Annotated in this window: 19 protein-coding genes and 1 tRNA gene; 9 read left to right on the top strand and 11 right to left on the bottom strand. The window is 70.6% G+C overall.

The genetic code is table 11. The features are described 5' to 3' along the window. Positions 1-24: 24 nt before the first annotated feature. Entirely contained in the window at positions 25-1,746 is a 1,722-nt protein-coding gene (locus tag AB8M85_RS13300; protein ID WP_372699309.1) for a VanW family protein, read from the bottom strand. 121 nt (positions 1,747-1,867) lie between these two features. Continuing rightward, positions 1,868-2,812: a phosphoserine phosphatase SerB gene (gene serB, locus AB8M85_RS13295; protein WP_372699308.1), complete on the bottom strand. Its 945-nt coding sequence runs from the start codon at positions 2,810-2,812 to the stop codon at positions 1,868-1,870. 108 nt (positions 2,813-2,920) lie between these two features. Between serB and AB8M85_RS13290 the strand changes: the two genes are divergently transcribed. The 4 genes from AB8M85_RS13290 (at position 2,921) to AB8M85_RS13275 (ending at position 6,592) form a co-directional block, all read left to right on the top strand. Further along, positions 2,921-3,712: an ABC transporter ATP-binding protein gene (locus AB8M85_RS13290; protein ID WP_372699307.1), complete on the top strand. Its 792-nt coding sequence runs from the start codon at positions 2,921-2,923 to the stop codon at positions 3,710-3,712. Between the two features lie 14 nt (positions 3,713-3,726). Beyond that, on the top strand, positions 3,727-4,527 hold the full coding sequence (locus tag AB8M85_RS13285) for a sulfite exporter TauE/SafE family protein (RefSeq protein WP_372699306.1): 801 nt from the start codon (positions 3,727-3,729) through the stop codon (positions 4,525-4,527). Further along, positions 4,527-5,333 carry a TrmH family RNA methyltransferase gene (locus tag AB8M85_RS13280; RefSeq protein ID WP_372699305.1) on the top strand — a complete coding sequence of 269 codons (807 nt, stop codon included), beginning with the start codon at positions 4,527-4,529 and terminating at the stop codon, positions 5,331-5,333. Before AB8M85_RS13285 ends, AB8M85_RS13280 begins: the two co-directional genes overlap by 1 nt. Positions 5,334-6,337: 1,004 nt before the next feature. After that, positions 6,338-6,592 carry a type B 50S ribosomal protein L31 gene (locus tag AB8M85_RS13275; RefSeq protein WP_372699304.1) on the top strand — a complete coding sequence of 85 codons (255 nt, stop codon included), beginning with the start codon at positions 6,338-6,340 and terminating at the stop codon, positions 6,590-6,592. Between the two features lie 57 nt (positions 6,593-6,649). On the opposite strand, the gene AB8M85_RS13270 is transcribed toward AB8M85_RS13275, so the two are convergent. After that, positions 6,650-6,979, bottom strand: a complete 330-nt coding sequence (locus tag AB8M85_RS13270; RefSeq protein ID WP_372699303.1) for a GNAT family N-acetyltransferase — start codon at positions 6,977-6,979, stop codon at positions 6,650-6,652. Positions 6,980-7,086: 107 nt separating this feature from the next. Here AB8M85_RS13270 and AB8M85_RS13265 point away from each other — a divergent pair, with 107 nt between their 5' ends. Then, entirely contained in the window at positions 7,087-8,193 is a 1,107-nt protein-coding gene (locus AB8M85_RS13265; RefSeq protein ID WP_372699302.1) for a biotin/lipoate A/B protein ligase family protein, read from the top strand. Here the strand turns inward: AB8M85_RS13265 and pepN are convergent. Genes pepN through glgC form a run of 3 tightly spaced genes read right to left on the bottom strand, consistent with a single transcriptional unit; the run spans position 8,190 to position 13,613 of the window. Next, complete coding sequence (gene pepN / locus AB8M85_RS13260) at positions 8,190-10,811, bottom strand: aminopeptidase N (RefSeq protein ID WP_372699301.1); 2,622 nt, start codon at positions 10,809-10,811, stop codon at positions 8,190-8,192. The two genes, AB8M85_RS13265 and pepN, sit on opposite strands and share 4 nt — an antisense overlap. 36 nt (positions 10,812-10,847) lie before the next feature. After that, complete coding sequence (locus AB8M85_RS13255; RefSeq protein WP_372699300.1) at positions 10,848-12,326, bottom strand: SDR family NAD(P)-dependent oxidoreductase; 1,479 nt, start codon at positions 12,324-12,326, stop codon at positions 10,848-10,850. Between the two features lie 45 nt (positions 12,327-12,371). Then, positions 12,372-13,613: a glucose-1-phosphate adenylyltransferase gene (gene glgC, locus AB8M85_RS13250; protein WP_372699299.1), complete on the bottom strand. Its 1,242-nt coding sequence runs from the start codon at positions 13,611-13,613 to the stop codon at positions 12,372-12,374. A 102-nt stretch (positions 13,614-13,715) separates the two neighbouring features. Between glgC and glgA the strand changes: the two genes are divergently transcribed. Next, entirely contained in the window at positions 13,716-14,924 is a 1,209-nt protein-coding gene (gene glgA / locus AB8M85_RS13245; RefSeq protein WP_372699298.1) for a glycogen synthase, read from the top strand. Positions 14,925-15,009: 85 nt separating this feature from the next. On the opposite strand, the gene AB8M85_RS13240 is transcribed toward glgA, so the two are convergent. Together AB8M85_RS13240 and AB8M85_RS13235 are read right to left on the bottom strand one after the other, a co-directional pair. Then, positions 15,010-17,154, bottom strand: coding sequence for an acyl-CoA dehydrogenase (locus tag AB8M85_RS13240; RefSeq protein ID WP_372699297.1), 2,145 nt, complete (start codon positions 17,152-17,154; stop codon positions 15,010-15,012). Positions 17,155-17,164: 10 nt separating this feature from the next. Next, positions 17,165-17,893 carry a TetR/AcrR family transcriptional regulator gene (locus AB8M85_RS13235; protein ID WP_372699296.1) on the bottom strand — a complete coding sequence of 243 codons (729 nt, stop codon included), beginning with the start codon at positions 17,891-17,893 and terminating at the stop codon, positions 17,165-17,167. Positions 17,894-17,957: 64 nt separating this feature from the next. Here AB8M85_RS13235 and AB8M85_RS13230 point away from each other — a divergent pair, with 64 nt between their 5' ends. The 3 genes from AB8M85_RS13230 to AB8M85_RS13220 are packed head-to-tail and all read left to right on the top strand — an operon-like array spanning position 17,958 to position 21,498. Further along, positions 17,958-19,286 (top strand): acetyl-CoA C-acetyltransferase, encoded by a 1,329-nt coding sequence (locus tag AB8M85_RS13230; protein WP_372699295.1) that lies wholly within the window; start codon positions 17,958-17,960, stop codon positions 19,284-19,286. A gap of 2 nt (positions 19,287-19,288) precedes the next feature. Then, positions 19,289-20,626, top strand: coding sequence for a 3-oxoacyl-ACP reductase (locus AB8M85_RS13225; protein ID WP_372699294.1), 1,338 nt, complete (start codon positions 19,289-19,291; stop codon positions 20,624-20,626). Beyond that, positions 20,623-21,498 (top strand): MaoC family dehydratase, encoded by an 876-nt coding sequence (locus AB8M85_RS13220; protein WP_372699293.1) that lies wholly within the window; start codon positions 20,623-20,625, stop codon positions 21,496-21,498. The genes AB8M85_RS13225 and AB8M85_RS13220 overlap by 4 nt, the downstream gene beginning before the upstream one ends. Here the strand turns inward: AB8M85_RS13220 and AB8M85_RS13215 are convergent. The 3 genes from AB8M85_RS13215 to AB8M85_RS13205 all read right to left on the bottom strand — a co-directional run bounded on the left by AB8M85_RS13215 (position 21,495) and on the right by AB8M85_RS13205 (position 24,871). After that, positions 21,495-22,820 (bottom strand): glycosyltransferase, encoded by a 1,326-nt coding sequence (locus AB8M85_RS13215; RefSeq protein ID WP_372699292.1) that lies wholly within the window; start codon positions 22,818-22,820, stop codon positions 21,495-21,497. The two genes, AB8M85_RS13220 and AB8M85_RS13215, sit on opposite strands and share 4 nt — an antisense overlap. A gap of 75 nt (positions 22,821-22,895) precedes the next feature. Then, the gene (locus AB8M85_RS13210; protein ID WP_372699291.1) at positions 22,896-24,359 is read right to left on the bottom strand and encodes a peptidoglycan DD-metalloendopeptidase family protein; all 1,464 of its coding nucleotides are present in this window, start codon (positions 24,357-24,359) and stop codon (positions 22,896-22,898) included. Between the two features lie 427 nt (positions 24,360-24,786). Continuing rightward, positions 24,787-24,871: transfer RNA gene (locus AB8M85_RS13205), tRNA-Leu, on the bottom strand. Positions 24,872-25,016 lie beyond the last annotated feature (145 nt).

Here is a 25,016-nt window from a genome sequence, read left to right as displayed (position 1 = left end):
GCACTGCTGCGTGTCGCCGTGCGGCTACTTCTTGTCCTTGGGCTTCTCGCCGCAGACGATCTTGTTCCAGGGCTGGTAGGTCCAGTGCAGGCTGTCGTGCAGCGTCTGCGAGCCGGAAGTCCGGGTCCGGTGCACGTCGACGGAGAAGCCCTTCTGCCCGCCGGACTCGGCCACGCAGTCCTTGGCGTCGTTGTAGCGGGTCTTGGGATCGGTGCGGTTGTAGTGATCGGACGTCTTCGAGGTCACCGTCCACTTCTTGGTGCCCCACAGCCGCGTGTGGACCCGGTCGCTGCCGACCCACGCTTGGATCATCACGGCATGCCCGGTATTGTTCTTCCACGCCATGTCGATCTGGCCCTCCCAGAGGGTCGACTCGCGCCCGGCGGGGTAGCGGTCGAACCAGCGGCTGTGCGGGCGGTGGGTGATGTCGTCCATGCCGGCCAGCCAGCCGACGTTGAACAGCTGGGTGGAGATCTGCGACAGCCCGCCGCCGACGGCCGTGGTCGAGAAGCCGTCCTCGACGACCCCGGATTCGTAGTAGCCGTTGGCCACGGTGATCGGCGCGAGGGCCTCGGTCAGCGAGAAGACCTCCCCGGGCATCACGACCAGCCCGTTGAGTTTGGCGGAGCCGGCCTTGAGGTTCTTGGTGCGGACCGAATCGTAGGTCGGGTAGGGGGTGGAGAACTCGACGATCTCCTCTTTGACGCCCAGCGCCTTGGCCTCCTTCGTCGTCAGCTCTGGCTGCGTCTTGGTCATCTTGACCTTGGCGGTGCGCGCGTCGGTGGTGGCGGCCACCAGGATCTTGTCGGCCAGTTCCTTCGTATCGACGCCGTGGCCGGTGACGGCCGGCTGGATGGCCGGCTTGCCGCCGCGCAGGACGATCTTGGCGTCCTTCGCAGTGGAGCCCATCTTCGGGTTCGCCTCCAGCAGCTCGTCGGAGAGCTTGTCGTTGTCCAGCGACATCGTCACCGAACCGTCGGCGACGGTGAAGGAGGCGGCCGCGGCCAGGGCTGCGGGCTTCAGCTTGGCCGTGAGGTCCCCGGCGTCGACCGTGACCGGGTCGGCGACCAGCGGCTTGGCCTGCTCGTCGCGGGCCTTCTCGAAGGCGGCAATCGGCGTGGTGGGCTCGACCGCCGTCGTGGGCAGCTCGATCGGCTGGGTCGCCCCGAACCAGGAGCCTTCCAGTGCGGTGGCGGCCTCGTCGGCGGCGAGGGTCTGGCCGATGGTCGGGGCCGTGTAATCGACCGCCGCGTCCTTGAAGCCGATCTTGCCCTCGGTGGCCTCGGTGTCCAGCTTCGGGCGCAGGCCCTCGATGGCGGCGTCCAGCATGTCCTCGTCGTCGGTCAGCACGGGCTCGAGGGCGTTGCCGCCGGTGAGCCGCTGCCACATGACCGCGGGGTTGGCGGAGTAGCCGGTCTGTCCGTCCAGGGTCGCGTCCACGTCGATGCCGAAGCCGGCGTTGGCGGGGATGAGCTCGGTGGACTTCTTGCCGGCGGCGACGGTGACCGGGGAGGTGGCCAGCGGGTCGAGCTCCTGGTGCAGGCGGTTCGCGGCCGTGGCGGCGTCCAGGCCGCCGATGTCCACGCCGTGCACGGTGGTGCCCTGCGGGATCTGGCCCCCGAGCAGGGCGGCCCCGCCGAAGTAGGCCCCGGCAACGACGACGACGGCACCACCGCCGATCAGCCAGCCCGTGGTTTTCCTGCCGCCGTGTTGCTTGTCCCGCATCTTCACCCGTGCATGCTCCATGTCAGTCATCCAACGTGGGCGCGCCGGACCGCGCGCACACCTGTTGAATCCTAGCGCCGCACGCCGGTCCCGCCGGTCAGGGACGGAGCCCCGGGCGCCGGTAGTTATGCAATCGTCATGCTCAGACCCCGGCCAGGTGCCGGAGGACATCCAGCCGCGGCAGGTCGATCACCGCGTCGGCGGCGGCCCGCAGGGCCGGTTTGGCGCGGTACGCGACACCGAGTCCCGCCGCGGCCACCATCAGCAGGTCGTTGGCCCCGTCGCCGGCGGCGATCGTGTGCTCCAGCGGTATCCCGGCATCGGCGGCCCAGCGCCGCAGGCAGGCCTCCTTGGTGGCGGCATCGACCACGTCGCCGTGCACGGTGCCGGTGAGGACCCCGTCGGCGAGGCCCAGGTCGTTGGCCTGGGCGAAGTCCAGCCCGAGGTCCGCGGCCAGCGGGTCGAGGATCTGCCGGAAGCCCCCGGAGACCACCCCGACCAGGTGCCCGGCAGCGTGGAATGCCTCGACGAGTTCCCGGGCGCCCTCGGAGAGAACGACGGCGGCGCGCACCTGGTCGATGACCGCCGCATCCAGCCCACCCAGGGTGGCGACGCGGGCGTGCAGGCTCGCGGCGAAGTCGAGTTCGCCGCGCATCGCCGCCTCGGTGACGGCGGCGACCTCGGCCTCGCGGCCTGCATGGGCGGCCAGCAGCTCGATGACCTCCTGCTGGATCAGCGTGGAGTCGACGTCCATGACCAGCAGCTTCCGGGGCGCCTCGATGAGCGCGGCCGGAACCAGGGCATGCTCGGCGGCATCGGTGGCCAGCTCCGCGGCCAGTGCGGCCCGAGAGGTCTGCAAGGGGACCCGGCCATCCGCCGTCGTGCCCCCCGCGCCCGGGGCATGGGCCAGCGCACGGCGGGTACCGGCATACCCCGGTCCCGCAAACGGCGTCGCGGAGACCACCGTGAAGCCGTGGGAAGCCAGGACAGCCTCCAGCCCCGCCGCGTCGAGCCGTGTCCCGTCGGCGGAGACCGAGGCGTCGACGGGTTGGCGGTGGTGGGAGACGAGGTAGGCGAGGATCTGCATGCTCGGATTCTGCCGTGCCGGCGCCCGCCGGCGCCAGTTCGCGACGCGGGCAGGTCGCCGGAGGCCGCGTTTGGTTGATCATGGCCGTGTTGCCTTAGGGTTTTGACCATGACTGATGTGCTCTCCTTTGCCGGTATCGACGTGGTCCGGGGCAACAAGAACCTCCTGACGGGCATCGACTGGCAGGTGGAGGACGACGAGCGCTGGGTGGTCCTGGGCCCCAACGGCGCCGGGAAGACCACGCTGCTGCAGATCGCCGCCGCGCGCATGCACCCCACCCGCGGCACCGCTTCGATCCTCGACGAGACCCTCGGACGGGTCGACGTGTTCGAGCTGCGCCCGCGGATCGGGCTGTCCTCCGGGGCGCTGGCCTCGCATATCCCCGCCCACGAAACCGTGCTCAACACCGTGGTCACCGCCTCCTACGGCACCACCGGGCGCTGGCGCGAACGGTACGACCCGATGGACGAGCGCCGCGCCTTCTCGCTGCTGCACGCCTGGGGCATGTCCACGCTGATCAACCGCACGTTCGGCTCGCTGAGCGACGGCGAACGCAAGCGCGTGCAGATCGCCCGCGCCCTGATGACCGATCCCGAACTGCTGCTGCTCGACGAGCCCGGCGCCGGGCTCGACCTGGCCGGCCGCGAGGACCTGGTCGCCCGGCTGGCCGAGCTCGCCGCCGACGAGGACGCCCCGGCCATGGTGCTGGTCACCCACCATCTCGAGGAGATCCCGCCGGGCTTCACGCATGCGATGCTGCTGGACGAGGGTGCCATCGTGGCCGCCGGCCCGATTGAAGCCACCCTGACCGAGGCGAACCTCTCGATCACCTTCGGGATGGACCTGCGCCTGCGGGTCGAGGGCGGACGCTACTCGGCGGTCGCCCGCCACGACGCCTAGGAACCGCGCACCGCATGGAATGGTGGAAGGAAATCATCGTCCTGGTCGCCGGCCTGTGGGCCGGGACGATCAACACGATCGTCGGCTCCGGCTCGCTGGTGACCTTCCCCGTCCTGGTGGCGCTGGGCTACGCGCCGGTCAACTCGATCATCTCCAACGCCATGGGCCTGGTCGCCGGCGGATTCTCCGGGGCGTGGGGCTACCGGCGCGAGGCGCGCAGCGTTCCCAAGACGATGCTCAAGCTCGTCCCGGCCTCGCTGCTCGGCGGCATCCTGGGTGCCTTCCTGCTGCTCCACCTGCCCGAGACGGTGTTCGGCTATGTCGCCCCGGTGCTCATCGCGATCGCCGTGCTGCTGGTGATCTTCCAGCCGCGGTTGGCGCGGTGGGTCCGCGAACGCCAAAGTGAAAGTGGCGGTCCTCTGCGCCCGGCCCACGTCGACGAGCAAAAGCTCTCCCCGCTGGTCTACGTGCTGGTCTTCCTCATTGGCGTCTATGGCGGCTACTTCACCGCGGCCCAGGGCATCCTGCTCATGGCCGTGCTGGGCATCTTCTTCCACGGGTCGCTGCAGCAGTCCAATGCCATCAAGGTCATCCTCTCGCTGGTGGTCAACCTCGTCGCGGCGGCCTCCTACCTGCTGTTCGCCTTCGACCGGATCAACTGGCCGGTGGTCGCGCTGATCGCCGGCGGTTCGCTCGTCGGCGGGTTCATCGGGGCCAAGGTCGGCCGCAAGCTCTCCCCGCTGCTGCTGCGTGGGTTCATCGTCGTGCTCGGGATCGTCGCCCTGGTGAACATGATCGGCAAGCTGGTCGCCTGATGCCGGTCGTCATGCTCGACTCCGCGGCCGATCCGCGCGTCGCCGACTACGTCGCGCTCTCCGACGCGGCACTGCGCCAGCGCACCGACCCGGGCCGCGGGCTCTACATCGCCGAAAGCTCCAAGGTGGTGCGCCGCGCCCTGGCCGCCGGGCATGTGCCGCGCTCCTTCTTCCTGGCGGAGAAGTGGCTGGCCGGGCTGGCCGACGTCCTCGAGGCCCACCCGGACGTCCCGGCGTTCGTCGGGTCGCCCGGGGTGCTGGAGGAGATCACCGGCTTCCACCTGCACCGCGGGGCGCTGGCGGCCATGAACCGTCCGGCGCCGCTCCCGGTGGCCGAGGTGATCGCCGGTGCCCGCCGCGTCGTGGTCCTCGAGGACATCGTGGACCACACCAACCTCGGCGCGATCTTCCGCTCGGCCGCGGCGCTGGGCGTCGACGCGGTGCTGGTGTCCCCGCGCTGTGCGGACCCGCTGTACCGCCGGTCGATCCGGGTCAGCATGGGAGGGGTGTTCCAGGTCCCCTGGGCGCGCCTCGACGACTGGGAACAGGCCCTGGACCAACTGCGCCGGACCGGCTTCACCCTGGCCGCGATGGAGCTCACCGCCGAGGCACGGCCGGTCGACGAGGTCGCCGCCGAATCGATCGACCGGCTGGCACTGGTGCTTGGCACCGAGGGCGCCGGCATCTCCGAGGCCACGCTCGCGGCGGTCGACCAGACCGTGATGATCCCGATGCGGCCCGGCGTCGACTCGCTGAACGTCGCGGCGGCGTCCGCCGTGGCGATGTGGGAGCTGCGCGCGCGGTAGCGGTAGGCGTAGGGTCGCCTGGTCAGGCGCGACCAGGTCGTTCGTGCTCGTCGAGCACGATGCTCCCGCCGTGCCACCAGGTGCCGCACGATGGACAATGGATCTTCCAATCGTCCGAGCCGGGGATTTCGACCATCCGGCCGACCGGTTGGCCGCTGGCGGGACATCGATCCCGGGTGGTTTCCCGTTTCGTGTCTGCAGCCATGTCGTACTCCTTCGCTGTAGCCTGCGTCGAGGACGAGGCTAGCGGGCGGCACCGACAAACTGTGGCGCGTCAGCGTCGATCGGGGGCCGCGGCCGGGGGAGCCGGGTTGCCGGACGGCTGGTTTCCTCGCCGGGCCGATCGGACAGGGACCACAGGGGTCATCGGCAGTGGCGCGGCTCGTGGCGGTCTACTGCGGAGAGTTGGGTCAGGTAGTCGTTGTAGGCCCGCAGGGCGGCGTCGCCGCCGCGGGCAGCCTGGCGATCGAGTCAACGGGTGAGACGCTCGTCCCATTTCTGCCACGTGGGCACCAGCACTCCGAGCATGATGATGGTCGCGATCTCCGTGAAGGCCCACGCGGGGCCGCCTGCGCCACGCCGTAGCCGTTCAAGGCCAGGCCATCGACGAGGATGACGGTGGCGATGCCCGGCGATCACCAGACGACTCGTCCCACCGGCCAAGGGACTCCTCGGCGATGCAGGACCCGCACGCAGGACAGGTACGCCATCAGGCCCAGCGCTGCGAGGACGACGAGGACGGGTAGGAGCCGCGGATGCCAGTAGGTCACTCGCGACAGCGTTGGCGGGAACGGGGTGCCTCGGTGAAGAGGTGCCGTTGACGAGTTGGGTGCCGTCGATCGTTGATCGATCGTCGGCTGATGGGGGCCACTACGCGGTAGGTGTGGCGATTTCCATGGGTGCCCGGCCGTCGGCTATAGTGAATGGTCGGTTCCGTGTCGAACGGAACGGCTTTACCCGAATGGCCGCTGGCAAAATCCAGGGGCTCGAACAAAGGTTTTCACATGAAGTCCAACACGCACCCGCAGTACGCGCCGGTCGTCTTCAACGACCTGGCCTCCGGCGAGAAGGTCCTGACCCGCTCCACGGTCACGTCCAACAAGACGATCGAATGGGAAGACGGCAACACCTACCCGGTCATCGACGTCGAGATCTCAGCCGCCTCGCACCCGTTCTACACGGGCAAGCAGCGCATCATGGACTCGGCCGGCCGCGTCGAGCGCTTCAACGCCCGCTTCAAGAACTTCGGCAAGAAGTAGGCACACACTTCATGTCCAAGGGGACCCTTCGGGGTCCCCTTGTCGTTAAGGGCCGTTTCAGCTGAAGAGCGCCAGGTGTACGCTGGTGACCGGGTCGATGTCCGCGGCGAAGTCGTCGTGGGTCGTCGTCCACTTCTTGACGTAGGGGCACATCGGCACGACGCGGAAACCTGCCTCCACGGATTGCCGGATGGCGTCGCGGGTCAGCGTGGAGGCCAGCCCCTGGCCTCCGAAGGCGTCGTCGATGACGGTGTGGTAGAGGATGCGCTGCGGCGCTCCCGACGCGTCGGTGTCGCGGTAGGACGATGATCCTGCGGCCTTCCCGTCCACGGTGATGTCGTACCGGCGCTCGGCGGTGTTGAGGGTGACGTCGATGGTTTCGTCCATGGTGTGGCTCCTTCGGTCGGGCGGTGTCCTGCCGCCAGTGTAACCGCGGGGTCCTGGTCGGCCTGGCCCGCCCGTCCACCGGCCGCGTTGGTTACTAGGATGGGTGCATGCCTGTTGACGATGCCTCCTCCGCGGACCAGAACCCCTACACCCACCACGGCGAATACAAGGTGCCCGGCGGCAAGCTGGTCGTCGCCGACCTCGAGGTCGCCACCTGGGACTCGCCGCCCCGCATTGTGCGGGCCAACATCAACGGGGACTTCTTCCTCGAACCCGACGAGACGCTGGATGACATCAACGCCGCCCTCGTCGGGTTGGACGCCTCCGCCCCGCACTCGGCCATCCGGGACGCGGTCGAGGCCGCAGTGGACGCGGACGCCGTGATGTTCGGCTTCGACCCGGCTGCCGTCGCAACCGCCGTCCGCCGTGCCCTGGGCCTGGCCACCAGCTGGGAGGACCACGACTGGGAGGTCATCGGCCCCACTGCCCTGCCCATCGCAGTGAACGTCGCGCTGGACGAGGTCATGACCCGTGAGGTCATGGAGGGCACGCGGAAGCCGACCTTGCGGATCTGGGACTGGACGGAGCCCGCGGTGGCGATCGGCAGCTTCCAGTCGGTCCGCAACGAGATCGATCCCGCGGGCGCGGCCCGGCACGGGGTGACCGTGGTGCGCCGGATCAGCGGCGGCGGGGCCATGTTCATGGAGGCGGGCAACTGCATCACCTACTCGCTCTACCTGCCCGCATCGCTGGTGGACGGGATGAGTTTCGCCGATTCCTACCCGTTCCTGGATGCCTGGGTGATGGAGTCGCTGAAGCGCCTGGGCGTCGAGGCGTTCTACAAGCCGCTGAACGACATCGCCACCCCGCAGGGCAAGATCGGCGGAGCGGCGCAGAAGCGCTTCGCCGGCGGGGCAATCCTGCACCACGTGACGATGAGCTACGACATCGACGCCGACAAGATGACCGACGTACTGCGCATCGGCAAGGAGAAGATCTCCGACAAGGGCATCGCCAGCGCCAAGAAACGCGTCGACCCCCTCAAACGCCAGGCAGGCATCCCGCGGGCGGAGATCATCGAGATGATGGTCGACACGTTCGCCGCCCGCTACCGGGCCACCCGAACGGAGATCGGGGAGGCGACGCTGGAGCGCGCCGACCGGCTCGCCGATGAGAAGTTCCGCACCGACGACTGGCTTAACCGCGTGCCCTAGACCGCGGCCTGCCCGCGCAGGGTCCGGGCCAGCTGGTCGCGCTGCTCGACGATGATCCGGCGCAGGGCCCGCGGTGCCTGGACATTCGCGGCCAGCCAGGCATCGGCCTCCCGCAGCACCGGATGCTCCTCGGGGCCCTCGGGTCCCAGGTCCTGCGCACTGGGGAAGAGCCCCTGGACGACCCGGGTGGCCAGCCCAATGCTCATCGTGTCCCAGATGCCGGTGAGCGCGGGCCAGTAGCGGCCATAGTAGCCGTCGAGCAGCTCGTGCGGTCCCACGAGGAACCCGTTCACGGTGGCGGTGAGCACGTCGTTCGAAAGCGTGCGGCCGTCCGCGTCGGTCCCGGAGAGCGCCGCGTCGAAGGCGGCGCGCTTGACCTCCGGTACGGGCCGGGCGGCCCGCGCCAGGGCATGTCCCACCGAGGCGACAGCCGAGGGGTTCGCCGCGCGTTCGGCATCCAGCGCCGCCGCGTCGACGAGGCCGCGGGCTGCGGCGGCCTGCAGCAACGCCCAGCGCAACTGCTCGTCGACCGTCAGCCCCTCGACGGAGGCCGAGCCGTCCAGCAGCCCGGTGACCACCTCGTCCAATCCGCCCGTGCGGGCCAGTCCGGCCAGGGTGCGGGCGTACGCCACCTGGGCGTCGGAGCCCGGCTGCGCGGCGAGCAGGAAACCGTGGACCGCTTCGGCCAGTCCCCGGTGTTCGGCGTCCCGGACGCCCGGCGGGCAGTACAACTGCACCGCCGACTCGGCCTGCCCGAGGATCATGGCCAACACGCCGACCTCGGTGATCGTGTCCACGTGGCGCCGCGCGGCCTGCAGGAAGGCCGGGGCCGGCAGCACGGCGTCGCGGACCATCGACCACAGGGCAGCCCAGGCGGTCGCCCGGGCGAGCGGCTCGGTCAACGAGCCGAGGTCCTCCAGCAGCACCTCCAGGCTGCCGGCGTCGAACCTGACCTTCGCGTACGTCAGGTCCCCGTCGTTGGGCAGGATCACGGCCGGCCGGGGCCGGCCCACCAGTTCGGGCACCTCGGTGCGGGCCCCGGTGACGTCCATCCGGAAGCCGCCGGAGCGCACCAGCGCGCCGCCGCGCAGGTCGAAGGTGCCCAGGCCCAGGGTGTGCGGGCGGAGGGCGGGGGAGCCCGTGGTGGGGTCCACCCCGTCCTGGACGATCACCGCGGAGGTGATGACGCCGTCGTGCTCCTCCACCTCAACCTGCAGCGACCCCACGCCGGCACTGCGCAGCCAGGCGTCGGCCCACGCGCCCATGTCGCGGCCGGAGGCCTCGGCCAGCACCGTCAGGAAGTCGGACAGCGACGTGTTGCCGTAGGCGTGGCGGCGGAAGTAGGTCCGCGCCGCGGCGGTGAAGGCCTCCCGGCCCACGTACGCATCGAGCTGTTTGAGCACCGAGGCGCCCTTGGCGTAGGTGATCCCGTCGAAGTTCTGCTTCGCGGCCTCCAGGTCCGGGATGTCGGCGACAATCGGGTGGGTGGTCGGCAGCTGGTCCTGCACGTAGGCCCAGGCCTTGCGGCGGTTGGCGAAGGTGACCCAGGCGGTGTCGAAGCCGGTGGCCTCGGCGACGGCCAGGGTGCCGATGAAGTCCGCGAACGACTCCTTCAGCCACAGGTCGTCCCACCAGCGCATGGTGACCAGGTCGCCGAACCACATGTGCGCCATCTCGTGCATGATGGTGTTCGCCCGGCCCTCGTACTGGGCCTCGGTTGCCCGGGAGGTGAACACGTAGTGCTCGGTGAAGGTGACCAGGCCGGGGTTCTCCATGGCGCCGAGGTTGTATTCGGGCACGAACGCCTGGTCGTACTTGCCCCAGGGGTAGGGGTAGTCGAAGAGGTCGTGGTAGAAGTCCAGCCCCTGTTGGGTGGTCTCGAAGAGGGCGTCGGCGTCGAAATGCGCGGCCAGCGAGGCGCGGCACGTCAGGCCCAGCGGGACCTCCAGGACGCTGCCGTCGTCCAGGGTGCGTTGCCAGCTGTCGGTGACGTAGTGGTAGGGGCCGGCCAGGATGGTGGTGATGTAGGTGGAGATCGGCAGCGTCGGGGCGAACACCGTCGTCGAGCTCCCATCGCCATGGTCGGTGCGCTCGGCCACCGATTGGTTCGAGGCCACATGCCAGCCGGTGGGGGCGGTGACGGTGAACGTGAACGGGGCCTTGAGGTCGGGCTGTTCGAACGTGGCGAACACGCGGCGGGCATCGGCCGGCTCATACTGCGTGTAGAGGTAGGTCTGGCCGTCGACCGGGTCCACGAAGCGGTGCATTCCCTCGCCGGAGGTCGAGTACAGGGCCGTGCCGTCGACCTCCACGACGTTCTCGCCGGGGACGGGGGCGACGTGGATCCGCGAGCCGTCCACCACGATGGCCGGATCCAGGGACCGGCCGTTGTGCACGACGGCGGTGACCCCACCGTGGATGAAATCCAGGAACACCGGCTCGGCGCCGGCCGCGGCGGTGAACGCCACCCGGGTCCGCGACCGGTAGCCGGCCACGGAGGCATCCGGCGCGCCGGTCAGGTCGAGGGACACCTCGTAGGAGTCGACGGCGAGGACCGCGGCCCGTTGGGCGGCCTCGTCGCGGGTCAGGTTCTGGTTCTTCGGCTGCTGGTTATCCACCCGTCCATTCAACCATGAAGCAGGTGTTGCACATCACTACCAGGGGGAGGGCCGGTAGTCCTTGAGGAAGCAGCCGCGCAGGTCCTCGCCGGCTTCGCCGGCCACGATCGGGTGGTAGACCCGGGCGGCGCCGTCGATGAGGTCCAGCGGGGCGTGCCAGCCCTCGGCGGCGTGGCGGATCTTCGACTCGTGCGGGCGCTCGTCGGTGATCCACCCCGTGTCCACGGCGGTCATGAGGATCCCGTCGGATTCGAGCAGTTCCTCCGCGGCGGTGCGGGTGAGCATGTTCAGCGCGGCCTTGGCCATGTTGGTGTGCGGATGCCCGGAGCCCTTGTAGACGCGGGAGAACTGGCCCTCCATCGCCGAGACGTTCACGACGTACTTGCGCCGCGATGCCGCAGCGGCCATGGCCGGGCGCAGCAGGCTGGCCAGCAGGAACGGTGCGGTAACGTTGCACAACTGCACCTCCAGCAGCTCCAGGGCCTCGACCTGGCCCAGGTTCTGCGTCCAGCTGTTCACCGACACCAAATCCGGGACCAGGCCGCCGGCGTCGATCGCCGTACCGGCGGCGATGCGCTCCAGCGAGGCGGATCCGGCAGTCATCGCCAGTTCCGCGAGCCGCTCCGGGGCCACGCCCATCGTCGACTCCAGCGCCGCCATGTCCAGGTCGAACGCCGCGGCCAGGGCCTGCGGGTGGGCCTGCGGGGCGACCCCGGCACCCCAGACCTCCGGTCCGCCGTGGGCGGCCGAGAGCTCGGGGGCCAGCGGCTGGGACTCGGCCTCGATGAGGTGGCGGTAGGCATTGGACGAGCGGCGGACCGTTTGCGCGGCGTTGTTGATGAGGATGTCCAGCGGGCCGGCCGCGGCCAGGCGCTCGGCCAGGGCGACCACCTGGGAGGGATCGCGCAGGTCGATGCCCACGATCCGCAGGCGGTGCAGCCAGTCGCCGCTGTCGGCGACCGCGGCAAAACGCCGCGCCGCGTCGGCCGGGAAGCGGGTGGTGATCGTGGTGTGGGCGCCGTCGCGCAGCAGCCGCAGGGCGATGTGCATGCCGATTTTCGCCCGGCCGCCGGTCAGCAGGGCACGCCGGCCGGCCAGGTCCACCCGGGCCTCGCGCCAGTGCCGGCCGCTGGCGGCGCAGTCGGGGCAGAGCAGGTGGTGGAAGGCGTCGACCTTCGTGAACGGCTGCTTGCAGATGTAGCACTTGCGCGGCTGCCGGTACTCCCCGGCGCTGCCGTCCGCCGTCGCGGAGGAGAGGTCCAGGCCCTCGGTCTCGTCGTCGAGCCGGTTTGCGGCCCCGGTGGCGGTGCGCTCCATGACCTCGCGGTCCGCGGCCAGCACCGCCTGGCGCGCCTCGGTCCTGCGGGCGCGCTTGACCTCCTTGAACATCTTGGCGGTGGCCCGCCGGACGGCGATGAACTGCTCGTCGTCGTCGGGCAGCTCGTGGATGCGCTCGAGGACACCCAGGCAGGCGGCCAAGTCGTCGGGGGCAATGGCGGCGGGATTCTCAGTCATGACCGGAGAATCCTACCGCCTGGGCGCCCTGGCCGCCGAGCCGGCCTATCCCGGGATGTGCTGGCCCTTGGACAGGACGGTCAGGCCCGAGTCGGTCACGCTGAACCCCCGGGCCCGGTCGTCCTCCAGGTCGACTCCGATCTCCACGCCGGCCGGCACGACGACGTTCTTGTCCAGGATGGCCCGCTGAACGGTCGCCCCGGCGCCGATGACGACGTTGTCGAGCAGGACCGAATCGGTGACGGTCGCGCGTTCCTCGACGCGGACGTCGACGGACAACACCGAACTGGTCACGATGCCACCAGAGACCACGACGCCGGCCGACAGAATCGAATCATGGGCTTCCCCGGGCCGTCCGTCCTTGGCCCGGACGAGCTTCGACGGAGGCGAGTTGCCGTGCCGGGTGTGGATCGGCCACTCGCTGTTGTAGAGGTTGAACTTCGGGATCGGCGCCACCAGGTCCATTTGCGCGTCATAGTAGGCCTCCAGGGTGCCCACGTCGCGCCAGTAGCGGAGCTGCTTCATGTCCTCGCCCGGCACCGGGTTGGCCGAGAAATCGTAGACTGCGCAGTCCCCGCGATCAACGAATCCGGGGATGATGTCCCCGCCCATGTCGTGTTTGGTGTCGCTACGCAAGTTATCGGCGCGCAGTGCTTCGACCAACGCGTCCTTGGTGAAGATGTAGTTGCCCATCGAGGCCAGGAAGCTGTTCGGGTCATCGGGCAGACCCGGGGTGGAATCGGGCTTCTCGACGAAGGCGGCAATGCGCCCGGGGCGGGCGGGGTCCAGCTCGACGACGCCGAACTGCTTGACCTGGTCCAGTGGCTGGCGCACCGCCGAGACGGAGGCCGAAGCCCCCGATTCGATGTGCGCGTCGAGCATGGCGGAGAAGTCCATCCGGTACACGTGGTCGGCGCCGACGACCAGGACGTAGTCGGGCTGCGCGTCGTCGATGAGGTTGAGGGATTGGTAGATGGCATTGGCCGAGCCCAGGAACCAGTCCTTGCCCAGACGCTGCTGGGCGGGGACGGAGGCGACGTAGTTGCCCAGCTGCGTGGACATCCGCCACGTCTCCGAGATGTGCCGGTCGAGGCTGTGGGACTTGTACTGCGTCAGGACGACTACGCGATGGAATCCGGAGTTCACGACGTTGGACAGCGCGAAGTCGATCAGACGATAGCTGCCAGCGAACGGTACTGCCGGTTTGGCGCGGTCCGTCGTCAGGGGCATGAGTCGCTTTCCCTCTCCACCGGCCAAGACCACGGCGAGGACTTTCCTGTAGGGCATCGTGCCTCCGTTGTTGACTCCCCTCCGGACGGCAGCAGCCGCCCGGCTTCACCTTGTGGGATCACACTATGGCAGAACGCACAGAGCGACTACGTTAGTGCTGTGAGAGTCGACATTGTTACCAAGGAATTCCCGCCGGCCATCTACGGGGGTGCCGGCGTCCACGTCGCCGAGCTCTCGCGGGTCCTGGCCCCCCTGGCGCAGCTTCACGTCCACGCCTTCGGCGCCGAACGCCCTGGTGATTACCACGGTGCGACGGTGGCCAGCTACGCCGAACCCGACGACCTGGCCGCGGCCAACCCCGCCCTGGCCACCCTGGGGACCGACCTGCGCATCGTGCCCGCACTGGCCGGGACCGACGTCATCCACTCACACACCTGGTACGCGAACATGGCCGGCCACCTCGGCTCGCTGCTGCACGGCGTCCCGCATGTGCTCAGCGCCCATTCGCTGGAACCACTGCGCCCCTGGAAGGCCGAGCAGCTCGGCGGCGGGTATGCGGTGAGTTCCTGGGCAGAATCCACCGCCTACCATGCAGCCGATGCCGTCATCGCGGTCTCCGCCGGAATGCGCCGGGACATCCTGGCCGCCTACCCCGGGATCGATCCCTCGCGGGTCCACGTCGTGCACAACGGGGTCGACGTCGAGGCCTGGTGCCCCGCCCCCGACCTGGACGCGCTGCCGGCCCTGGGGATCGACCCCGCCCAGCGCACCGTCGCCTTCGTCGGGCGCATCACCCGCCAGAAGGGGGTCCCGTACCTGTTGCGGGCCGCCGCCCTTCTGCCACCGGACGTGCAGCTGGTCTTGTGTGCCGGCGCGGCGGACACCCCGGAACTCGCCGCCGAGGTCGCCGAATTGATCGGGCAGCTACGCGCCACCCGTGATTCCGTGGTCGTCATCGAGCGGATGCTCCCACGCCACGAGCTCATCCAGGTCCTCACCCAGGCAACGGTCTTCGCCTGCCCGTCCATCTACGAGCCGCTGGGCATCGTGAACCTGGAGGCGATGGCATGTTCGACGGCGGTGGTGGCCAGCGCCGTCGGGGGCATCCCCGAGGTCGTCGCCGACGGGGAGACCGGGTACCTGGTCCCGCTCGAGCAGCTCGACGATGCCTCCGGCACCCCGGTGGACCCCGAGGGCTTCGTCCGCGACTTCGCCGCCGCGTTGGCCCGCGCGCTGGAGGATCCCGACCACGCCGCCGCGCTCGGTGCTGCCGGACGCCAACGGGCCGCCGACCATTTCAGCTGGGACACGATCGCCCGGCGCACCCTGGAGGTCTACCAGGGGGCCATCGACGGCTTCAACCGGTAGACCCGACCTCTGACTGGCCCCAGACACGACGACGCCGGCGCCCCCTCTGCTGGAGGCACCGGCGTCGTGTTCTTCGGGACCGGGGTCAGGCCCCGACCTTGCGGCCCTTCTTGGCCGCGGCCTTGGCAGCGTGGCGCTGGGCCTTCTCTGCGGCCTTGCGGCGGGCGACCAGGATCTTCTCGTCGACCACCGCGCCGGGCTTGGCCCGCTCGCGGCGCAGGTACTCCGCGGCCTCGTCCTGGCGCTCGGCCTCGATGCCGCTGGCGATGTCCGCGCGCAGGTGCTCGGGGCCGTAGCCGAAGGCATCGACGAGGTCCTGCGCATGCGGACGCAGGCGGGCGAGCAGCCGGTTGATGTAGGGGCCGAGGGTGCGGGCCCGCTGGCTCGAGAGGCGGCCGTGCATCTGGTACCAGGCCAGGTCCTTCTCGATCAGCTGCAGTCCGAACAGGTCGCGGACCCAGGTCATGACCTGCCGCGTGTCGGCGTCCTCGATCTCTTCCAGGGCCGCAGTGAACGCTTCCCAGAGCAGCAGCTCCCCGTGGGCGCGGGCGGCCTCGATGATCTCGTGCTGGTGCTCGTTGAAGACCCGGGCGCCCTCGGCCGGCGGCAGCTTCGCGGCCCCGCGCATCTCGTCGGCGACTTCGGCCACCGCGGTGCGGACGCGGTCGGCCAGCAGGTCGCGCTGGGTCTGGGCGTCCTTGAGGAAGTTCGCCGAGCGCTTCTCGGACCCGGTGTCGGCCCAGGTCTGGGCCAGCTGGCGCAGGCCGGAGCGGTTGATGGCGACGTTGCCCGCCTGGCGCACGACGTAGCGGGCCAGGACCCCGGCGTCGAGGTGGCGGAATTCCTTGGCGTAGTCGGTGAGCAGGCGCTTGGCGACCAGTTGGAGCAGCACGTTGTTGTCGCCTTCGAAGGTCACGTAGACATCCAGATCGGCGCGCAGCGAGGTGAAGCGGTTCTTCGTGATGAAGCCGGCGCCGCCACAGGCCTCGCGGCACTCCTGCAGGATGTCCAGCGCGTTCCACGTCGAGGTCGGCTTCAGCGCGGCCGCGAGGGTCTCCAGGTCCTGGCGGTCCTCGTCGGTGTCCGAGGCACCGGAGAAGACGCCGTCGAACTTCTCGAGCAGCTCCTCGTGGGCGAACGACATCGCATAGGTGGTCGCGATCCGGGAGATCAGCCGGCGCTGGTGGCGCTGGTAGTCCAGGATCACCTCTTCGCGCACCGGCGAGGTGGCATTGAACTGGCGGCGCTGGCCGGCGTAGGTCACCGCGATCTGCAGGGCGACCTTCGAGGCGGCGACTGCCGCCCCGTCCAGCGAGACGCGCCCCTGGACCAGGGTGCCCAGCATCGTGAAGAAGCGGCGGCCGGGACTGGCGATGGGGGAGGTGTAGGTTCCCTCAGCGTCGACGTCGCCGTAGCGGTTGAGCAGGTTGATCCGCGGGATCCTCACATGGTCGAAGTGCAGGCGTCCGTTGTCGATGCCGTTCAGCCCGCCCTTGAGGCCGTCGTCCTCGCCGCCGATGCCCGGCAGGAACCCGTTCTCGTCGCGGAGGGGGACGTAGAAGGCGTGGACCCCGTGGTTCACCCCGCGGGTGATGAGCTGGGCGAAGACGACGGCGGCGCGTCCGTGCAGTGCCGCATTGCCCAGGTAGTCCTTCCAGGCGGCACGGAACGGGGTGTGGATCTCGAACTCGTCCGTTTCCGGCACGTAGGTGGCGGTCGTGGCGACACTGGCCACGTCGGAGCCGTGGCCTATCTCGGTCATGGCGAAGGCCCCGGGGATCGACAGGTCCATGATGCCGGGCAGCCACTTCTCGTGGTGTCCGGCGGTGCCCAGGTGCAGGACGGCGGATCCGAACAGACCCCACTGGACGCCGGCCTTGATCTGCAGCGACGGGTCGGCGGTGACCAGTTCCTCGAAGGCGGCGATGTTGCCGCCGTGGTTGTTGCTGCCGCCCAGGGCCTCGGGGAAGGCGCGCTGGATGGCGCCCTCGTCGACCAGGAGGGAGAGCTGGCCGAGGACCCGTTCGCGGTGCTCGGCCATCGACTGGCCCTCGATCCGCTGGAACTCCGGCCGGCCGGCCAGGTCGCGGGAGGTGCGGCGTTCCTGGGCCCAGGTGCCCAGGAGCTGCTCGCCGAGTGCGGCGATGTCGATGCGGGGTTCGGGCCGGCCGGAGCCTTCCGGTTTCTGCTGGGTCACGGTATGTGCCTTTCCAAATTCGTTCTGGTTCATGCTGGGTGGGTCACGCGGGTGTCTCGGTATCCCGGCGTCGCTGGCGCCTGTTGCCGCCGTGTGGATCCCCGGCCATGCCGGAGACCAGCCAGCCGGTGATGGTGAGGGTCAGGGCGTCCTCGCTGGGCTTGAGCGGGGAGTCGGGTGTCCGGAGCCAGGTCTCGCCGGCGGCCCGGACCATGCCGATGGCCGCGCGCGGCCAGAGGTCCAGGGCCGGGTTGACGGCGGTCCCGCCACCCCGGTTCTGCAGGTAGGCATGCATCCTGTCGGTCATCATCGAGGTCAGCTCCGCGAAGAAGTCGTCCAGGGGTTCGCCGGCTGGCTGTGCCGCGGGCGAGGGTGGCTCGGGGGGAGTGCCGGTGACGAAGAAGTAGACGTTCGGCGAGGTCTGGGCCATGTGCAGGTAGGCGCGGACCATGGCGCGCAGGCCGGCCTCCTCCGAGGTGGCCGCCCGGGCGGCGTCGACGACCTTGGTGCGCATCTGGCCGATGACGATTTCGCCCATCGCGCGGCGCAGCCCGTCCTTATCGCCGAAGTAGCGGTAGAACACCGACTTCGAGGTGCCGGCGGCCGCGGCGCAGTCGTCCATCGAGGCCCCCGGGCCCAACCGGTGGATCACCGAGCGGGCGGCCTTGACCAGTTCGGTCCGCCGGGATTGCCGATGGGCATCCCAGCGCGCGGAGCGGCCGTCGCCCGCCAGGGCCGGGGCATCGCCCGCGGAGGTGTCAGAAGAGTTCACGATACCCAGCGTATCAGGTACGCTAGGTATCGGTAATCCACCTCACACCGTCAGGAGTCATTCCATGGCCGAACAGGCTTCCCCCGCCCAGGCAGCGCCGAACGGCACCGCCGGCCTTCGCCCCGCCGTGGTCATCGGCGGCAACCGCATCCCCTTCGCGCGCTCCAACGGCAAGTACGCCACCGCCTCCAACCAGGAGATGCTCACTGCTGCCCTCGACGGTCTCGTGGCCCGCTTCGGGCTGCAGGGCCAGCGCATCGGTGCCGTCGCCGCTGGTGCCGTGCTCAAGCACTCCAAGGACTTCAACCTGGTCCGCGAATCGGTCCTGGGGACCGCGTTGTCGCCGACCACCCCCGCCTACGACGTGCAGATGGCCTGCGCCACCGGCATGGAGGCCATCGGGTCGCTGGCGAACAAGATCCGCCTGGGCCAGATCGAATCCGGCATCGGGGGCGGGGTGGACACGACCTCCGACGCCCCGATCGCCGTCAGCGAGGGCCTGCGCTCCCTGCTGCTGGACCTGTCCCGGGCCCGGACCCTGCAGCAGCGGCTCGCCGCCCTGTCCAGGTTCCGCCCGAAGGACCTGACCCCCAACGCCCCGGGCACCGGCGAGCCGCGCACCGGCCTGTCCATGGGCGACCACCAGGCCGTCACCACGGCCGCATGGGGCATCACCCGCCAGGCCCAGGACGAACTCGCCCTGGCCAGCCACCAGAACCTGGCCGCCGCCTACGACCGGCACTTCTTCGACGACCTCGTGACCCCGTTCCGCGGCGTCTCGCGCGACACCAACCTGCGGGCCGACAGCACGCTGGAGAAGCTGGGCACGCTGAAGCCGGCCTTCGGCAAGAACCTGGGCGAGCAGGCCACCATGACCGCCGGCAACTCGACGCCGCTGACCGACGGCGCCTCCACCGTGCTGCTCGGCTCCGAGGACTACGCCCGCGAGCACGACCTGCCGATGCTGGCCAACTTCGTGGACTTCGAGGCCGGTGCCGTGGACTTCGTCAACGGGGAGGAGGGCCTGCTCATGGCCCCCGCCTACGCGGTCCCGCGCCTGCTGGCCCGCAACGGGCTGACCCTGCAGGACTTCGACTTCTACGAGATCCACGAGGCGTTCGCCGGCACCGTGCTCAGCACCCTGGCCGCCTGGGAAGACCCGGACTTCTGCCGCGAGAAGCTCGGCCTCGAGAACCCGCTGGGCTCCATCGACCGGGGCCGGCTGAACGTCAACGGCTCCTCGCTGGCCGCCGGCCACCCCTTCGCCGCCACGGGCGGACGGATCGTGGCCACGCTGGCGAAGATGCTGCACGAGAAGGGATCGGGCCGCGGCCTGGTCTCGGTCTGCGCGGCCGGCGGCCAGGGCGTCGTCGCGATCCTGGAGGCGCGCTGAACATGGCCGACAACTACCTGAAGCTCGTCAACAACGGCCTGACGAAGGACCTGGCCAAGACCCTGGGCCTGCCGCGCCCGGCGATCCTGCGCCGCTACCAGCCCGGCCAGCCCCTAGTGCCCGGCCCCGTCGTCGTCCTCGGTGCCGGTGCGGCGGCGCACGAACTGACCGATACCCTGCTGGGCTGGGGCCTGGACGTGCGCCGCCATGCGGGTGGCTCCGAGAAGCTCGGCGCCCTGATCCTGGCCCTGGACGGCGTCCAGTCGCCGGGGGACCTCTCCGCCGTCGCCCTCGAGACCGGTGCCGCGCTGCGCAGCCTGCTGCCCGGTGGACGCGTGGTCGCCATCTCGCGCCCGGCGCTGGCCAGCGACGACCCGGCCCGTTCGGCGGCCCGGCACGGGGTGACCGGGATGCTCCGGTCGCTGGGCCGGGAACTGCGCGGTGGGGCCACCGCCAACGGGGTCCTGCTCGCCGACGGGATCGGTGCCGACGCGCCGTCGGCCACCGCCGCGCTGCACTTCCTGCTGTCGGGCCGCAGCGCCTACGTCGACGGGCAGTTCCTGTCCGTCGACTCCACCCGCGGGACCGTCCCCGTGGACTGGGACCAGCCGCTGGCCGGCAAGGTCGCGGTCGTCACCGGGGCCGCCCGCGGCATCGGCGCCGCGATCGCCCGGACGCTGCACCGCGACGGGGCCACGGTCATCGCCGTCGACGTCCCGCAGGCCGGGGACGCGCTCGCGGCCGTGGCCAACGAGATGCGCGGGACCGCCCTGCAGCTCGATGTCACGCGCGAGGACGCCGGTACGGTGCTCATCGAGCATGCCCGCTCGCGCCACGGGCGGCTGGACATCGTCATCCACAACGCCGGCATCACGCGGGACAAGCTGCTGGCCAACATGGACGCCGCCCGCTGGGACTCGGTCATCGCCGTGAACCTCGAGTCGCAGCTGCGCATGAACGAGGCCTTCCTGGCCGCGGACCTGCCGGGGCTGCGGATCGTCTCGCTCGCCTCCACCAGCGGCATCGCCGGCAACCGCGGGCAGACCAACTACGCGGCCTCCAAGGCCGGGGTGATCGGCATGGTCGCCGCGACCGCCGAGGCCCTGGCCTCCCACGGTGGCGGCATCAACGCCGTCGCCCCGGGGTTCATCGAAACCGAGATGACCGCCAGGATCCCCGTCGCCACCCGCACCGTGGGCCGGATGCTCATGCCCTCGCTGATGCAGGGCGGCCTGCCGCTGGACGTGGCCGAGGCCATCGGCTTCCTGGCCTCCGATGCCGCCGGCGGCATCAACGGGCAGACCCTGCGCGTGTGCGGGCAGTCGCTGGTGGGCGCATGAGCCGCCGCGAGGTCCGCATGGACTCGGTCCCGGCCCTGCCGCGGCTCTACGCGGAGGCGCTGGCGCACCAGGTCCGCAGCAAGCTGACCGGCTCCGGCGGGGAGCAGGTGCTGCCCGCCGTCGAGCACGTCGTCTCCGGGGTCCGCCCCGAGGTCCCGCGGCTGGAGGCCTACCAGGCGCTGGTGGGGGACACCGTGCGCTCGACACTGCCGAGTGTCTTCGTGCACGGGACCGTCTTCCCGGTGGCCATGTCGGTGCTCGCCGCCCGGGACTTCCCGCTGCCGCTGCTGGGGATGGTGCACCTGTCCAACCAGGTCGAGCACCTGCGCCCGATTGGCGTGGACGAGACCCTGGACGTGCGCGCCTGGGCCGAAAAGCTGCGCGACCACCACGCCGGAACCGCGGTCGATGTGGTGTGCGAGGCCAGCATCGCCGGCGACGTCGTCTGGGTGGGGACCTCGACCTACCTGGCCAAGGGGGTCTGGTCCGGCCCGAAGCCGGAACGCCGCGGCGACCGCGAGCCGTTCACGGCCCCCCGGCAGACCGGGGCCTGGCGGCTGGGGGCCGGGACGGGCCGCGAATACGCTGCCGTGCTGGGCGACTACAACCCCATCCACCTCGGGGCGCTGCCCGCCCGGGCGCTGGGCATGAAACGCCAGATCGCCCACGGGATGTTCCTGGCCGGCAAGGCGCTGGCGCAGACGGCACCCCGTGCGGGCGGGTACCACTGGGACATCGTCTTCGAGGCACCGGTGCTGCTGCCCTCCACCGTGGCGTTCGGGGTCACCACCACGGACGCACTGCTCTCCTTCGAGGGCTGGAACGCGGCGAAGGGGCGCCGGCACTTCCGCGGGGCGGTCCGACCGCTTTAGGACCGTGGAGCCGGGAACCCGGCAGGCGGGCCCACCACCCCGTCCTCGTCGGCGGCGGCCCGGGCATAGCTGGCCCGGGCCGCCGCTGCCGTGTGGTCCCAGCTGAAGTCGCGGGCCCGGAGGACGGCGGTTTCTCCCATGGCCCGGAAGCGGTCGCGGTGCGTGGCCGCCAGCGCGATGGCTTCCGCCCAGCTGGCCGCCGTCAGATCGGCGACGAGCACCCCGGTGGAACCGTCGGCCACGCTGTGGCGCAACCCCCCGACGTCGTGCGCGAGGACCGGTGTGCCGCAGGCCTGCGCCTCCATGGCCACCAGCCCGAACGATTCGCTGTAGGAGGGAACCGCGACCACGTGGGCGGCGCGGAACCAGGCCGCCAGCTGGTCGGCCGGTGCCGGGGGCAGGCGGTGGGCGGTGTGCTCGAGGTGCTCCTCGGCGATCAGCCGCGCCAGGTTCAGCTCCTTCGAGCCGCTGCGCGAGCCGATGATCGCCAGCTCGACGTCCAGGTCCGGCCGCTTGCGGGCCAGCAGGCCCAGGGCGCGCAGCAGGATGTGCGGGCCCTTGAGCTTCTGGATGCGTCCGGCGAAGGCGATCCGCAGCGGATCCTCGGCCGGGCCCGGCGTGTGCCCGGCATCGCCGATCCACGTCCGCGGGCCCTCGGGGTGGAAGATGTCCAGGTTCACCCCGGGGGCGACCAGGTCGATCCGCGAGCGGTCCGCGCCGTAGTCGGCGACGAGTTCGTCGGCCTCGGCCGCCGTGTTGGCCGTCAGCCGGGTGGCCCGGCGGGCCAGCACCGTCTCCGCCTCGACACGGCTGTCCGGTTCCTCCGCGTCCCGCTGGTGGCGTCGCTTGGACTTGGCCATGGTGTGCATCGTGTGCACGAGCGGAACACCCCAGGCCCGGGCCAGGTCGAGCCCGACGAGACCGGACATCCAATAGTGGCTGTGGACGACGTCGTATGGGCCGAAGCGGCCGGACAGGATGGCCGTCGAGATGTCCGGCAGATAGGCGGGCAGCTGCTCCTTGGGCAGCGGTCCCCGGGGGCCTGCCGGGATGTGGTGGACCACGACGCCTGGACCCAGGTGCGCCGTCCCGCTCTCCTCGGGGCTGCGGGTGAAGATGTCCACCTGGGCACCGCCGGCGGCAAGGGCAAGGGCGACTTCGCGCACGTAGACGTTCATGCCGCCCGCGTCCCCGGAGCCCGGCTGGTCCAGTGGGGAGGTGTGCAGGCAGGGCATGGCCACCCGGAGGCTCTGCCGGTCAGCGCGGCGCTGCCGCCGGGTGGGTTCCGGCAGCTGGCCGGAGGTATCGATGGCGAAGGGCATGGGGGTCCTGGAGCGGAGGGCCGGCGACGGGCCGGAGGGGTCCCTTGAAGACTAGTCCGCTGGCCGCGCCACGTCCTATTTCCGGGTGCCTCCGCCTGACCGGGCACCGGGAACGGCCGCTCCCGGCAAGGCCCCAAGATCGGCCGGAACCGTGTCCTCGGCAATGCCGCGCGGGAACCAGACGGGGCACCGGTCCGCGACCTGCGCGACGGTCGGCTGCTCAGGCAACGGCCGGGCCGTGGGCAGCGTCTGCTCGAGGGCCTGGGCGAGCAGCTTCATCTCGACGCGGCCGAGGTTCCTGCTGGCCGGGGCCCCGGCAGCGGCGGTGCGGGACGCGTTCTCGTCCAGGTAGGCCAGGCACAGGGCCGCCAGGGTCGGTGGCTCATCGGCGGGTGCATTCGTCGACGGCGGAGAGGCGGGCGTCGGTTCGGCGGGGTCTGGTTTCGGGCTGGGGGCCTTCGTTGGGCTGGGGTCCTGCGTTGGGGTGGGCTCCGGGGTTGGTGACGGTGTCGGCTCCGCGGTGGGTGAGGCTGACGCTGTCGGTTCGTCCGCCGGGGGCGAGCCGGTGGATGGCGACGCCGTCGCCGAGGACGCGGGTTCCGCCGGTGCGACCGGTGACGCCGACGGCGTCGGCAGCGCTGTCTCGTCGGGCCTTACCGTGGCCGAGGCCGTGGGCGGTGTGGTCGGCTTCGGTGACGGTGTGGGCGACGGAGTGGGCGACGGGGTCGCCGCTCGCGTCGGTTCCGGCGCGGAGCCCGGCCGCGGGGACGGCGGAACCGGCGCCCGGGTCGCCGTAGGGGCCGGTTCCTTCCGGTCCGCACCCGACGGTTTCGACCGACCGGACGCGTCGATCGGCGCCGTGGAGGCGGGGGCGGGACTGGCGGTGGTCGTTGTGCGGTCGACCGATTGGGGGCTCGCGCGGTGGTCCTCGATTTCGCGGCGCTCATCGGGCGTGACCGGGCGCTTCTGCCCGGGCAGCAGCGGCAGGTACCGGGCCGGGTCGACCCACTTGCCATTGAGGTAGACCTCGAAGTGCACGTGGCATCCGGTGGAGTTGCCCGTGGTTCCCGACAGGGCCAAGAGGTCTCCTTGGCGGACGGTGTCCCCGACGTGGACGACGAGCAGCGAGTTGTGGCTGTAGGCGGTTTCGACCCCGCTGCCGTGGTCCACCCTGACCCGCTGGCCGGAGTGCCCGGCCCAGGCGGATTGGACCACCGTCCCGTCCTCCGCGGCCCGAACCGGAGTCCCGCAGGGCACGCCGTAGTCCTGGCCGATGTGGATGTAGGCTCCGGGCCCGGTCGGGTTCAACCGCCACCCGAAGGGGCTGGTGATCCGCGTGCTGTCCACCGGTGCCGACAGGGCCAGGCCCCCGGGGAGCAGTCCGGCTGGCGCGGTGGTGATGCGGGAGGAACCGCCGATGGTCGAGACGCCTTCGCCATTTCGCGCTGCCCCGTCGGAGGAGATGTCGGGATGGTACCCGAGGTCCCACTCGGTCGGCTGCTCCGGTCGCTCGCGCAGCGGGGCGGTTCCGGAGACCATGGTGTAGCCGGCCCGGACCGTCGGGGGGTGTTCCGTCGCCGAGGGCGCCGGAACGGGGAGGAGGCCAGCGGGGGAGGGCCCCGGTATCGGGGCGGATCCGACCAGGAGGGCGCCGCCGACGGCGAGGCCGAGCCATTTGAGCGAAACGCGGCGGAGACCGTGGCCGGTTGGCGGCCGCCCTGGCACGCGTGAGCCCATGGTTCCCCCGAGGAGACGGAGCGGGTGCCCATGCCGCAGTGTGCCTCGGCGGTGGGCGTGGTCCAGATCACGTTACGCGCGTCCCTGGTGTCTGACCAGTGTTCGACGACGGGAAAATCCATCCGCTGGCGGTAGCCCGACTCCCGAGCGGCCGGGGGACCGCCACACGTCCCGCCGCACTCTTGCCAGTGGGCATGAAAAAAGCCCCGGAAAACCGGGGCTGATTTCGTGCGCGGAGGGGGACTTGAACCCCCACCCACTATACGTGGACTAGCACCTCAAGCTAGCGCGTCTGCCTATTCCGCCACCCGCGCAGGTGGTGCGATTCGACCGGTTCCGGGGTCCTGTGGGACTTCCTGACCGGTGAAAGCAGCGAGTAAGACTCTAACATGAGGGTCGGCTAGTTCCCAATTCGGCTCTCGTTGGGGATGACTTGCGGGGATGGCTAGGCTGGAGCCA

It is taken from the genome of Arthrobacter sp. JSM 101049 (assembly GCF_041679245.1).
Taxonomy (GTDB): Bacteria; Actinomycetota; Actinomycetes; order Actinomycetales; family Micrococcaceae; genus Arthrobacter_H.
The sequence above is the reverse complement of the archived record's forward strand: the minus strand, read 5'-3'. Positions and strand labels throughout refer to the sequence as shown.